Origin of the sequence: Psychrobacillus sp. L3 (assembly GCF_042945595.1) — a bacterium.
In the GTDB taxonomy this organism is placed as follows: domain Bacteria; phylum Bacillota; class Bacilli; order Bacillales_A; family Planococcaceae; genus Psychrobacillus.
Genome location: NZ_CP168493.1, coordinates 1,375,751 through 1,388,496, shown reverse-complemented (window position 1 = coordinate 1,388,496; position 12,746 = coordinate 1,375,751). Strand labels below are relative to the sequence as shown.

The 12,746-nt window shown below is 35.5% G+C and carries 17 protein-coding genes; all 17 read right to left on the bottom strand.

Translation table 11 applies throughout. The features are described 5' to 3' along the window. Positions 1–17 precede the first annotated feature (17 nt). Positions 18–1,103: a flagellar biosynthesis protein FlhB gene (gene flhB, locus ACEPXD_RS06565; protein WP_391121291.1), complete on the bottom strand. Its 1,086-nt coding sequence runs from the start codon at positions 1,101–1,103 to the stop codon at positions 18–20. 1 nt (position 1,104) lies between these two features. Beyond that, entirely contained in the window at positions 1,105–1,881 is a 777-nt protein-coding gene (gene fliR, locus ACEPXD_RS06560) for a flagellar biosynthetic protein FliR (protein ID WP_391121288.1), read from the bottom strand. 4 nt (positions 1,882–1,885) lie between these two features. Then, complete coding sequence (gene fliQ / locus ACEPXD_RS06555; protein ID WP_391121285.1) at positions 1,886–2,155, bottom strand: flagellar biosynthesis protein FliQ; 270 nt, start codon at positions 2,153–2,155, stop codon at positions 1,886–1,888. Positions 2,156–2,167: 12 nt separating this feature from the next. After that, positions 2,168–2,833, bottom strand: coding sequence for a flagellar type III secretion system pore protein FliP (gene fliP, locus ACEPXD_RS06550; protein WP_151699483.1), 666 nt, complete (start codon positions 2,831–2,833; stop codon positions 2,168–2,170). Beyond that, entirely contained in the window at positions 2,826–3,470 is a 645-nt protein-coding gene (locus ACEPXD_RS06545) for a flagellar biosynthetic protein FliO (protein WP_391121282.1), read from the bottom strand. The genes fliP and ACEPXD_RS06545 overlap by 8 nt, the downstream gene beginning before the upstream one ends. Before the next feature lie 43 nt (positions 3,471–3,513). Next, entirely contained in the window at positions 3,514–3,876 is a 363-nt protein-coding gene (locus tag ACEPXD_RS06540; RefSeq protein ID WP_391121279.1) for a response regulator, read from the bottom strand. Positions 3,877–3,895: 19 nt separating this feature from the next. Beyond that, complete coding sequence (gene fliY, locus ACEPXD_RS06535; protein ID WP_391123063.1) at positions 3,896–5,053, bottom strand: flagellar motor switch phosphatase FliY; 1,158 nt, start codon at positions 5,051–5,053, stop codon at positions 3,896–3,898. Further along, on the bottom strand, positions 5,046–6,044 hold the full coding sequence (gene fliM / locus ACEPXD_RS06530) for a flagellar motor switch protein FliM (protein WP_391121276.1): 999 nt from the start codon (positions 6,042–6,044) through the stop codon (positions 5,046–5,048). Before fliM ends, fliY begins: the two co-directional genes overlap by 8 nt. A gap of 29 nt (positions 6,045–6,073) precedes the next feature. Continuing rightward, positions 6,074–6,505 (bottom strand): flagellar basal body-associated protein FliL, encoded by a 432-nt coding sequence (gene fliL / locus ACEPXD_RS06525; protein WP_391121273.1) that lies wholly within the window; start codon positions 6,503–6,505, stop codon positions 6,074–6,076. Next, entirely contained in the window at positions 6,495–6,716 is a 222-nt protein-coding gene (locus ACEPXD_RS06520) for a flagellar FlbD family protein (RefSeq protein WP_391121270.1), read from the bottom strand. Before ACEPXD_RS06520 ends, fliL begins: the two co-directional genes overlap by 11 nt. Positions 6,717–6,984: 268 nt before the next feature. Then, positions 6,985–7,938, bottom strand: a complete 954-nt coding sequence (gene flgG / locus ACEPXD_RS06515) for a flagellar basal body rod protein FlgG (RefSeq protein WP_391121267.1) — start codon at positions 7,936–7,938, stop codon at positions 6,985–6,987. A gap of 80 nt (positions 7,939–8,018) precedes the next feature. Further along, positions 8,019–8,399, bottom strand: coding sequence for a TIGR02530 family flagellar biosynthesis protein (locus ACEPXD_RS06510; protein ID WP_391121263.1), 381 nt, complete (start codon positions 8,397–8,399; stop codon positions 8,019–8,021). A gap of 19 nt (positions 8,400–8,418) precedes the next feature. After that, positions 8,419–9,108: a flagellar hook assembly protein FlgD gene (gene flgD, locus ACEPXD_RS06505; protein ID WP_391121260.1), complete on the bottom strand. Its 690-nt coding sequence runs from the start codon at positions 9,106–9,108 to the stop codon at positions 8,419–8,421. A gap of 3 nt (positions 9,109–9,111) precedes the next feature. After that, positions 9,112–10,332, bottom strand: a complete 1,221-nt coding sequence (locus ACEPXD_RS06500) for a flagellar hook-length control protein FliK (RefSeq protein ID WP_391121257.1) — start codon at positions 10,330–10,332, stop codon at positions 9,112–9,114. A 29-nt stretch (positions 10,333–10,361) separates the two neighbouring features. Further along, positions 10,362–10,961, bottom strand: a complete 600-nt coding sequence (locus ACEPXD_RS06495) for a MotE family protein (RefSeq protein WP_391121254.1) — start codon at positions 10,959–10,961, stop codon at positions 10,362–10,364. An 8-nt stretch (positions 10,962–10,969) separates the two neighbouring features. Further along, positions 10,970–11,419 (bottom strand): flagellar export protein FliJ, encoded by a 450-nt coding sequence (fliJ, locus tag ACEPXD_RS06490; protein ID WP_391121251.1) that lies wholly within the window; start codon positions 11,417–11,419, stop codon positions 10,970–10,972. 2 nt (positions 11,420–11,421) lie between these two features. Next, positions 11,422–12,744: a flagellar protein export ATPase FliI gene (fliI, locus tag ACEPXD_RS06485; RefSeq protein ID WP_391121248.1), complete on the bottom strand. Its 1,323-nt coding sequence runs from the start codon at positions 12,742–12,744 to the stop codon at positions 11,422–11,424. Positions 12,745–12,746: the final 2 nt, after the last annotated feature.

Below are 12,746 nucleotides of genomic sequence, written 5' to 3'. Positions count from 1 at the left end.
CACCTCAAACTTTACCTTTAAATTTTTTGTTTAATTCGATATACATAAGCAAGTACTTCAGCAACAGCTTTGAAAAATTCATCCGGAATCCGTTGGCCAATTTCGACTTGGTCATACATTGCCCGAGCAAGCGGACGATTTTCGACCATAACTATATCATGTTCTTTTGCAATAAGTTTGATCTTCTGAGCAACAAAATCTGCACCTTTGGCAACTACTGTAGGAGCATCCATTGATTCATCGTCATATTTTAAAGCGATTGCAAAATGAGTTGGGTTCGTAATAACCACGTCTGCTGAAGGAATTTCTTGCATCATTCGACGCATAGCCATTTCCCTTTGACGCTGTCTTATACGGGATTTGATAATTGGATCTCCATCTGAATTTTTATGTTCATCTTTAATGTCTTGTTTCGACATTTTTAGATTTTTTTCATAATCAAAACGCTGATAAAAATAATCCAAGATTGAAACAAATAATAATACACATGAAGCAGTTATTCCCATCATTCCAGCCAACCACCCTACCGTGGATAGTGTGTCCCAACCGGTTTTAAATGATAAAGATAACACCTTTTCCAAATTCATCCAAAGAATAAGAGTAGTAGCGGAACCAATAAATGATATTTTCAAGATAGATTTTAACAGTTCGATGATTCCTTTTAGAGAAAATATCCTTTTCAACCCTTTAATAGGGTCAATTTTTTTCAAATCAAACTTCAAAGGTTCGGTTGTAAACAACAATCCAAATTGAAAATAATTAGCTGCAATAGCAGCTATTACGGCAACCGCCATAATTGGAAGCAATATTGTTGCCATTTCTATTAGTATATCTGTGTAGATTTCCATTGCAGTTTCAATCGTTACGGTTTTGATTAACATGTATTTTGTAAAAGTTTCACTAAAAAAAGAAAATATTTTGGTTCTTAAAAAACCAGCACTGAAAAGCAAAAAAAGAAACATCGAAAGTAACACAATAGCGCTAGTAACATCCTGACTTTTTAACACTTGTCCTTTTTTGCGGGAATCTTGTCGTTTTTTAGGGGTCGCTTTTTCTGTTTTTTCTCCAGCAAAATACTGTAAGTCTAAACTGAGCTTTAACACACTAACCACCACCTAAAATAATCATTAAATCCCGCATACTAATTACCATAATTTCAAACATTTTTTGAATAACTGCCATTAACACACCCATCATTGAAAATAGCACTAAAAAACTTACTCCGATTTTAATAGGAAAACCAACAACAAAAATATTTAACTGAGGTACAGTCCTAGCCGTAATTCCTAGTGCAAGGTCCACCAAAAATAGAGTTCCTACTATCGGAATAGACATTTGAAACGCAACCGCAAACATTCCAGCAAAAGTTTTCATAATATATTCGATATAATTCTCTTGTCCAAAAGCAGTTATGGATAAATCCATAGGAATAAATTGATAACTGTAATAAATACCATCTAATAACAAATGATGTCCATTCATCGTCAATAACAATAAAAGGGCTAAAGTATTCAAAAATTGACCGAGTAATGGACTTTGTGCTCCAGTTTGAGGATCAATTACGTTGGCAATAGCAAAACCCATTTGAAAATCAATAAATCCACCAGCTATTTGAATCGCAGACATTATGATATACGCGATTAACCCAATAAATAAACCAACGACTACTTCTTTGATTATTAATAATATGTAATCTCCGTTCATTTCAAACGGCTCTACATCCATCGTATAATACATCATCCATGACAAAACAACAGAGAACGCAATACGATGACTTGCAGGAATTGTTTTATGTGAAAAAAGTGGCAACGTGACGAAAAATGCAGAAACACGTGCTATCACAAGCAATAATACTGTTAGTTTAGGTAAAATTTCAGCCATAGAATTACCCAATATATCGACTTAAATTTTCAAAGATATCTGATGCATATGATGTTACATGAGAAAGCATCCATGGGCCAAAAAAAATAATTCCAACTAAAACAGCAATTATCTTAGGAACAAATGCTAATGTTTGCTCCTGAATTTGAGTAGTGGCTTGGAAAATACTCACTGCTAGTCCTGTTATTAAGGCAATTAATAGTAGTGGACCTGATGTAAGAAGAACGATTTTAATAGCTTGTTCTGCAATCGAAATTACCATTTCATTACTCATTACGATCAGCTCCTAAAAACTTTGTAATATCGATTTCATTACTAAATACCAGCCATCAACTAAAACAAATAATAATATTTTAAAAGGTAAAGATATCATTACTGGGGGTAGCATCATCATACCCATAGACATTAAAATACTCGCTACAATCATATCAATCACTAAAAATGGGATAAAAATCATAAATCCAATTTGAAATGCCGTTTTAATCTCGCTTAATGCAAAAGCAGGTACCATTACGGTTAATGGGATATCGTCAATAGATTCTGGTCGTTCCGCTTCTGTATAACGTAAAAACAATTCCAAATCTTTTTGTCTTGTTTGCTTGCTCATAAATTCCTTAAAAGGACCACTTGCATTTTCATACGCCTGTTCCAATGTAATTTTCTCATCAAAGAGTGGAGTAAGTGCTTTTTCATTCACTTCTTGAAATGTAGGGGCCATAACGAAAAATGTTAAAAATAATGATAATCCTACAATCACTTGGTTCGGTGGCATTTGCTGTGTAGCAAGCGCCGTTCGAACAAATGAAAGAATAATAACGATTCTAGCAAATGAAGTCATTAGTATTAAAATACTAGGTGCCAAAGATAAAACCGTTAACAATAGCATTAATTTAATAGAAGTGGCGACGTTTGACGGATCGCTGTCCGAAAAAAACTGGACGAAATCATTCATTTTCTTCGCGCTCCTTTGTCTTCCAATCCTTTATTACATCGCTACGGTCTTTTTGGATTTCTTGTAATCTTTTTTGGAACGTTTCTTTAAATGTAGGATCTTTTTTTTCATTACGATTCTTTTCTTTAGAGAGATTTCCTCTTAGGAGGCTAAAAAGCTCTGTTATGTAAGGTACAGTCTTTCCTATCTCTAACTTTTCATCGTATTTTTTAGTTAGTTTGTCTATTTCCTCAGGATCTGTTATTTCTTTGAGTAAGGAAACATCTTCCCCTATTCCAACTAAAAACAGCGAATTTCCAACTTGGAGGAGTTGCACAGATTTACCTTGACTAATCCCAACTCCACCTAAATTTTGAATAAGTTGGTGCGTTTGATACGTTTTATTTTTACTGTTCACAAATCGTAATAATCCATAAAGCAAGAGAATTACGAATGCTAATGCAAAAATCATTTTCACGTAATCCCAAGCATTTATAGAGATTCCACCGGAGGGAATATCCGCATCCGGTGTCTTTTCTAATTCAACTGGGGTAGTATTGTCTATATCTTCTTTTGATTTATTTAAATATTCTTTCACTGTTTCATTCGTGTCTGTTGCTGCATGGACTACCGTTTGAAAAGGTAATAGTATTAGCAAGCATAAAATGCAATAAACGAGGGTGAATTTTCTCTTCATTTCATTACGCTAGCGCTTTTGAAATTGCTTCAATTACGCGATCTGCTTGGAATGGTTTAACGATAAAATCTTTCGCTCCAGCTTGAATTGCATCAATAACCATTGCTTGTTGTCCCATTGCAGAACACATAATAATAATTGCATTTGGATTTTTTCCTTTAATTTCTTTTAATGCCGCGATTCCGTCCATTTCTGGCATAGTAATATCCATTGTTACTAAATCAGGCTTTAATTCCGCGTATTTCTCCACAGCTTGAGCGCCATCTCCTGCTTCTCCTACTACTTCAAAACCATTTTTTGTTAAAATATCCTTAATCATCATGCGCATAAACGCTGCATCATCCACTATTAAAATTCTTTTCGACATGTTATGACTCCTCCGTTGCTTATCTCAAATTGTGAATTCGTTCTGCTTGACTTAAAATATCTGTAATTCGAACTCCAAAATTCTCATCAATTACTACAACTTCACCTTTTGCGATATGTCTATTGTTTACTAGAATATCTACAGGTTCTCCTGCTAATTTATCTAACTCAATTATTGATCCACTAGTTAGTTCTAGAATATCTTTTACAGTTCTTTTAGTACGACCTAATTCTACTGTTACTTGAAGCGGAATATCAAGTAGTAAATTTAAATTTCTTGATTCATTTTGTGATAGACTTGGTGTTTCAAAACTAGCAAATTGCGCTTGTTGTACTTCCACTTGTGGTGTTTGTGGACGCGTTTGCGTAAACTGCATTTGTGCTTGAGGTTGAACCTGTTCATGCATCTGTTGTTGCTGTTGTGGGACAGGAGTTGGAGTTGCTTCCACTCTTTCTTCCATGATTGTCGCAGCTACTTGATTTTCTTCATCCTCACCCATTAAAGATTTTACTAATTTTAATCCAAACTCCAGGGGAAGTAATTGCATAATATTTGAATCTATTAACTCCCCTATCTTTAGTCGGAAGGAAATCTTAATGAGTAATTCATCATTTGGAATAGCATTTATTCCTTCACCTGCTCCTAAATTCATCAAATCAATAGAAGGGGGAGAAATATCTACTTTTTTATTAAATACTGTCGACATAGATGTAGCTGCCGATCCCATCATTTGATTCATCGCTTCTTGCACAGCACTTATTTGAATTTCACTAAGTTCTGGTTTTGGATCTGTTCCATCTCCACCAAGCATTAAATCCGCGATAATTGCTGCATCGGATTGTTTAATAACGAGTAAATTCATGCCAATTAGTCCCGCAGTATATTGCACTTGTACTGCTACGTATGGCTGAGGAAACTCCTCTTCTAATCTCGAACGCTGAATCATATCAATACTTGGAGTAGTAATTTCTACCTTTTGACCTAAAAGAGCCGACAAAGCGGTTGCAGAGCTACCAAAAGAAATATTACCAATCTCCCCAAGTGTATCTTGTGCAAAGGAATCTAAATAATCTTCTACATTAATCTCATCTGTATCTTTTGCGCCTTGCTCTTCTTCAATTGAAGTTCCTCTAAGGAGGGCCTCAATTTCTTCTTGGGAGAGCATATCATCACTCATCATCATCCTCTCCTCCTTTCAAAGTTTCAATGACTTGTACAGCCATCCTTTTTTTAAGTTTACCCGGTTGCGCCTTGAATTTAGGTATTTCCCCCACTTTTATAATTAATGGATCCTCTATTTTAGCATTCAATTGAATGACGTCACCTAATTGCAAAAATAATAAATCTTCTATAGATATATCCGTTCTACCTAACTCCGCTACAATAGGAATTTCAGCAGATTTCACTCGTTTTTCCAACACTTTTAATTGTTCAGGAGAGACTTCTTTCTTATTTGTTTGCATCCAATATCGTACGGATAAGTTAGGAACAATTGGCTCTAATACAACATGTGGTATACAAATATTAATCATCCCACTTGTTTCTCCGATAATGGTATTGAATGAAATAACAACAACCGTTTCGTTCGGTGAAATCATTTGTAGAAATTGGGGATTCACTTCCAGCTCCGTTAATATTGGATCAATATCAGCTATATTCGCCCAAGCTTCTCTTAGATTATCAAAAGAGCGCTCAAACAAGTTGGTCATAATTTTTGTTTCAATTTCCGTTAAACTATCTGTTTTTGTATATGCCCCACCCTTTCCGCCCATCAATAAATCATACATCGTATAGGCGATATTCGGATTAATTTCCATTAGAATATTCCCCTCAAGTGGAGGAACTTCAAAGACATTGATCAGTGTCATATGCGGTACCGAGCGAACAAATTCTTCAAATGGTATTTGATCAACAGATACTACTGAAATTTGTACATAAGTCCTTAATTGGGCAGAAAAAAATGTAGTTAATAATCGAGCAAAGTTTTCATGTATACGCGTTAAACTACGAATCTGATCCTTGGAGAATCGAAGCGCTCGTTTAAAGTCATACACTCGTACTTTACGAGATTCTTGCTCGTTTTTCATCTCATCTGCTGTCATTTCTCCTGTTGAAAGTGCACTTAACAACGCATCTATTTCTGATTGAGATAATATATCCCCTGCCAATCTGCCCACCTCCATTCAAAAATATTAGCTTACTGAATAATACAAGAAGTTATATAAACTTGTTGAACTTCACCTATATCCATTAACTCATTTATTTTAGCTTTTAATGTTGCTTCAAATGTAATTTTCCCTTGTTTTCCTTCTAAGTCTTGCGGAGTCATCTCCGAAAGCTCGGTAATAACAATATTTTTGATTTGGAAATCACGTTTTGTTAATTCCACTGCAGCTTTTGCACTATCCGTTTGTACTTTCAATGATATACGAATAAATTTATTACCAGCTAAATTAGTTGTAATTTCGGGTATATCAATGGAAGATTCAACAATTTGATCAATTGTAGGCTCTGCACTTTTATCCGTTTTATTTAACTGGGTAATAATTACCAATGCAACGACACCGAGTAACGTAATGCAAACTAAAATAATTAGCATAATGGTTAAAAGTTTGTTTTTACTCTTCATGTTCTTCACCTCTTATATGGGGGTTAGATAAAATATGTATTTCTTTGTAAAACTGAGCGATTTGACTTGCTACCTCTTCTCGAGATTCTAACGCAACATACTTATGACCATTCGTGAGCGTTATCGTAGTATCCGGAAAAGACTCAACCGTCTCTATGTATAATGCATTCAACGAAAACTCTTTGCCATTTAAACGTTTTAAATTAATCATTTTAAAGGGCCGGGCCTTTAAAGGAACGGCCCACCCCTCCCTTACAAAAATTAATTTTTAAATGATAGGATCTGTTATAGTACACTGTTGATTTCCGTTACAGGCGGACGCTTTCCGCGGGGTGAGCGATGAGCCATCGCCGCCGCATTCGCGTCGTTTGCGATGTCTCATCTGTCTCACTCATCCCGCTGGTGTCGCCGCCTTTCACTATAATCAAATAAATGGGTAAAATTACAACAAAACATACCATTGCCAATTGTTAAATATATTAACGTTTTAAGTTGATAAGTTCTTCTAAAATAGAGTCAGAAGTTGTAATAACACGAGTGTTTGCTTGGAAACCACGTTGTGCAACGATCATATCTGTGAATTCTTCGGATAAATCAACATTGGACATTTCTAGGAAACCTGAGTTTACTGAGCCCATACCTTGTTCTGTCCCTACTGAATAAAATGGTTGCCCAGAGTTTGAAGATACTTTGTAGTAGTTCGAGCCTGTTTTTTCGAGACCACCTGCATTTGGAAATTTTGCAAGTACTAATTGACCTGCATATCTTAAATCACCTTCTGAATCTACAAATGTTACTGTACCATCTTGAGATATAGACATACTTTGTGCATTTGTTGGAATCCTGATTGGAGTAATAGCATTATTTACTGCTCCTGGTAGTGAACCATCAGAAGACGTTACTAAGGATGCAACATCTTCCGCTAATTCAAAATCTATATCCGTCTTTGTAGCATCATTCGCTGCTACATCAGCAAAACCATAAACATATTTACCATCGCCATTTACTAAATATCCTGCCGCATCCATATAAAAATTTCCCGCTCTGGTATAAGAGGGATTTTTATAACCATCGAGTGTATCTGGGACACCTGCAGTACCTAATGTTTTAACTCCATCTGCAACAATAAAAAATCCATCACCTGAAATGGCTAAATCTAGAGTATTACCGGTTGTTTGTAAAGATCCACCACTATGAATCGTGTCAATAGCAGCTATTTGTGAACCAAGACCAACTTGCTTTGCATTTATCCCTCCTCGAGTTGCTGAAGAACCCGAAGCACCAGAAGTTGTTTGTGAAATCAAGTCTTTAAATACAGTGCGTCCCTTTTTGAAGCCATAGGTATTTACATTTGCGATGTTGTTACCAATTACATCTAATTTTGTTTGGAAGTTTTTTAAGCCTGAAATACCAGAGTACATTGAGCGAATCATTTATTTTTCTCCCTTCAATTTGCGTGCTAGCTTCTATCAGTCAGCTGCACATAGCATCCTTTGCAGGTCCTGCTATAGTATTAGTTCAGTACAATCGTACCGTCGATATTTGTAAATAATTGATTTTTCGCTTCCGTGCGATCCATTGCAGTAATCACCGTTGCATTTTTTGCACTGACGATTAATGCAGCTTGATCCATCAATACTAATGAGTCATTCACACCTTTTGAGCGTGCTTCTGATACTTTTTCACTTACAAGTTGCCATTCTGCGTCAGAGATATGTATATTTCTTTCCACTAAGCGCTGATTAGCATGTTTGCTTACCTTTAGTTCAGTTTTTCCAGTTGCTTCATGTAAGTGCTGTAAAAACGACTGTTTAGGAGCAGTAACTTGATTAGGTGTAAGCTGTTGACGGATACTTGGTTGCAGAGGGACTCGATTAATAGAAATGTTGTCCATTGCATATCTCCGTTCTCGTTTATTTAATGGAAATAATTTGATCTGCTGTTATGGAAGCACCACCAACCAGATTAAATACAACTTTTCCATCTTTTTTAGATACAGATTCTACTTGTGCTGAAACTGCTGTATTTGTTCCAGTTTCTGCTTCTGTATCATCTACTGTGTTTGGCTCTGTGCTTGTTGGAATATAGCTAACTGTTTTTCCAATCATCATGCTTGCTTCAACTAAGCTATTAGAACTTGTACCACTTGAAATAACTTCGGAAATATTACCAGGAGTTATTACTTTTCCATCTGCTAATGTAAATTTCACACTTCCATTAACAAACCTAATAGAAGAAATAGTGCCAGTTCCTTCATTTATTATTGGATTTTTTTTCTCATCTAACTTATCCGTCATTTCGTGCCACTTTACTTGTTTTCCAACAAAATTACTATACTCTATCATTTGAGTTTGTTCTTGAACTTGTGCATATTTTTCAAATGCAGTTGTTAAGTTCGTCATTTGCTCTAATGAAGAAAATTGCGCCATTTGTGCAATGAATTGTGAGTCATCCATTGGTTTTGTAGGATCTTGGTTTTGTAATTGAGCCATTAATATTTTCAAAAAAGCATCTTTACCTAACGTACCGTTTCCAGTCGTTGCTGTTTTAGGAGCTTTATTGGCTAAGTACATATTACTATTAATTGCATTCATTTCAGCCATTGCTTAGACCTCCATTTCTTTTAAAAAGTCTTCGAAACTAGTAGGCTCTTCTGTGTTGTCTTTACTATTTTCCTGCTGCTCTTGTTGCTGTTGTTGTTGCCTAAATGAGTCTTGGAAAGTTTGGTTTCGTTCTTGTCTGGATGAGTCCTGTAATGCTTGCGTAATTTCAAATTTATCCAGTTGTATGTTTTGGTTTACTAAGCTTTGCTTTAATTGATTTGAATGTGAATCTAACATCTCTTTTCCAAGAGCAGTAGACGCCAGCATTTTGGTAGTAAGCATGCCATCTTTTTGTATTAACTCGATTCGAATCGTCCCAAGATGTTCAGGATAAAGCTTTACTACGAGTCTGTTTGCACCGCCTACTTGACCAAACTGTACACGATTCATTACTTTTTGTAATTCTTTCATAAACTCTTCTGATTGAGCAGGTTTTTCAGTAGGTAAAGTGATAGACACGTTTTCTACTTTTGCTTGTACTATGGTAGATGTCTGACCTTGAACATTTGTGGTTACTTCTTTTGTCTCTGTAACTGTTTCGGTTGGAGAGGTTACTTGTTTAATAATCACTTGTTGAATTATAGGTTTCATAGCCTGATCCAATGTTAGTGGCTTTATTGCATTAGTTAGTACCTGATTACTTTCGCTTGTTGAAGCATTTTTAGAGACTGCTTCTTTTAAATCGTCTACTAATTGATTTATATCAAATAATGTTGACTCTTGTTTTAAAGTCAAATCTGATTTCTTACCAATCAGTTGAACAACTTTCAATAATTGTACTGCCTCTTTTGCTTCAACAGGAGTTGCGGTACCTTGACCATTAAAAGATTGGAGAATAGCATCCCTCAGTTGGCTAGCTTGTTCATTGATACCTGCCAACAAATCCCAGACATTTGATTCTCTTAGATCATCATCTGTATCCGTTTTTTCTCCTGAAAGCTTATTTAAAAGTTCTTTCAGTTCCTTTGGCTTCACTGTCAGTTCTTCCAATCCTATCAAAGTCTCGACTTCTTCCAATGAATCTGCATTTAATATAGAAGATAATTCTTGCGTAAGATTTTTTTGCGATTCAATGGGATTCGAAGGTACTAATTGTTGCACCTGCTGATTCAATAGTAGCTGTCCAAATACATTTCCAAACTTTTGATTGTTTTGAGTAAGTGCTTGTTCTTTTGGTTGAACCGCAATACTATTCTTCATGTTTACGACTGCTGCGATATTCAATATTTCACCTCCTCTCGAATTTGCATTTGTTATTGTTTTGTCATTAACTCCGTATATTTCGCAGCTGCATCTGGAGTCATTTTTTCGAAAATTTGTGCTACAGTATCTGGTTTTAAACTAGTTAAAATTCGTAAAGCCTCTGCGTCGCTCATTTTTGTAATGACAGGAGCAGCTGCTTTTGCGGACATTTTTTCGAACGTAGAAACAATTGCAGTATACTCTTTCTTAGTATTAGTTTGTTCACGTTGAAGGTTATCAATTTCATCCAGTAACCGTTGTTGTTCAATTAATAAACTTTCATTTGTTTTTGAAGAATTGTCTAATTCTATTTGCAGTTTACCAATTTGTGCTTCTTTTTCTTGAATTTCCGCTTGAATCGAGACAACTTTTTTTTCTAATCGTTTTGTTTTTATATCCTCTGTAACTTCTTTAGGTTGATCTACACCAGTTAGTTCTTTTGCTTTTTCAAAAACATTTACATTTGTTAGTTGTGCAACAAGTAAGAGAATAAATATAGTAAATAAAAAAGGTATGATAAACCAATAAAAAAACATTTTCAATTTGCCTACACCTTTGGATTCATCGTCAACTTTTTTCATGCTATTATTTGTTTTGTTCCGTTTAGCCACGTTTTTACTCACCTAATCTCTTTGTTTTGAAACTTTAAAGATGATATTTCATCTAACTGTATTGTTTCAAGTCTTTGTTGTTCTTGCTGAAAAAATTCATAGTCTTTTTCTTTTATCTTTTCAAACTTACGAACTTCTAGAGACTTTTCTAACAGCCTTTCTTCAAACCAATGCATTTTAGACCGTGCTTGGATAACTTCTTTCTGTACTTTGTCAATTCTTTTTTGCAATCCTTCGATATAGTTTGCATAGTGATGAATATGATTAATGGATAAACCTTGTGTTAAATTGTTATTTTGGTCATCCGTCGTATCTTCTTTCTTCTTTAGTAGCGTGTATAATTCAGTTGCCACTTTTTCAAAAGCCATAACAGATTCTTTGTAAGCCATCTCAGTTTCTGTTTTCTCTTGCTCTCGAACTGTTAAGACTTTAGCAAATTTATATTGATAGGCTACCATTTTTATACACCACCATTAGACAAACTTATTAGTTCGTTTACTGTTGATTCAAGCGATACTTTGTCTAAATACCCTTGTTTTAGAAAGGATGTTATGAGAGGCTCATACTGAATTGCCTCATCTATTTCTTTTGAAGTCCCTCGCTTATATGCACCAATATTAATTAAGTCTTCTGATTTGTTATAAGTAAAATATAAATCACGTAAACGTTCAGCAGCTTTTATATGTTTTTCATCTGAAATATGATTCATTAAGCGACTAATACTTTTTAACACATTAATCGCTGGATATTGACCTTTATTGGCGAGCGCTCGATCAAGTACGATATGTCCGTCTAAAATACCCCGGACAGTATCTGCTATCGGTTCATTCATATCATCACCATCTACTAATACAGTATAAAAAGCTGTAATCGATCCGTGTTCATTGGTACCTGTACGTTCCAATAATTTTGGTAAAATCGAAAATACAGAAGGGGTATACCCTCGCGTAGCAGGTGGTTCCCCAACCGCTAATCCTATTTCTCGCTGTGCCATTGCAACTCGGGTAACGGAGTCCATCATCAGCATGACGTTCAATCCTTTATCGCGAAAATACTCGGCAATAGCTGTAGCGGTAAAAGCACCTTTTATACGCATTAAAGCTGGTTGGTCAGAAGTAGCGGCAATAACAATAGAACGTTCTAAGCCTTCTTTACCTAAATCTCTTTCGATAAATTCGCGCACTTCTCTTCCTCGTTCTCCAATAAGCGCAATAACATTTAAATCGGCATTTGTATTTCTCGCAATCATTCCAAGCAATGTACTTTTACCAACACCAGATCCTGCAAAGATACCAACCCTTTGGCCTTTTCCAACTGTTAACATGCCATCAATAGCTTTTACTCCTACTTCGATCTGTTCATGAATAGGTGGTCTTCTTAATGGATTCGGAGGGTCTTTTTCTGTTCCAACCGTCATCAATCCTTTTGGCAATATTGTTCCATCGATGGGATTACCCATTGAATCTAATACTTTACCAATAAGATCAGAGCCTACTTTCACTTCAAGTGGTCGATTAGTACCTTCCACTAAACAACCGGTTGAAATTTCTCTAATATTCGTATAAGGCATTAACACGACAATTTCTTCTTTAAAACCTACTACTTCCGCAAGAATGACGGAATGTCCATTTTTGGAAGAATGTATGTGAATTTTACATACATCACCGATTGAACTTTCGGGCCCTTGTGATTCAATCATTAATCCAACAACACGATTCACACGCCCATATTTTTTAAATGTAGAAAGATTGGGAATTTGTTGGATTAGATCGATTGCTTTCATCA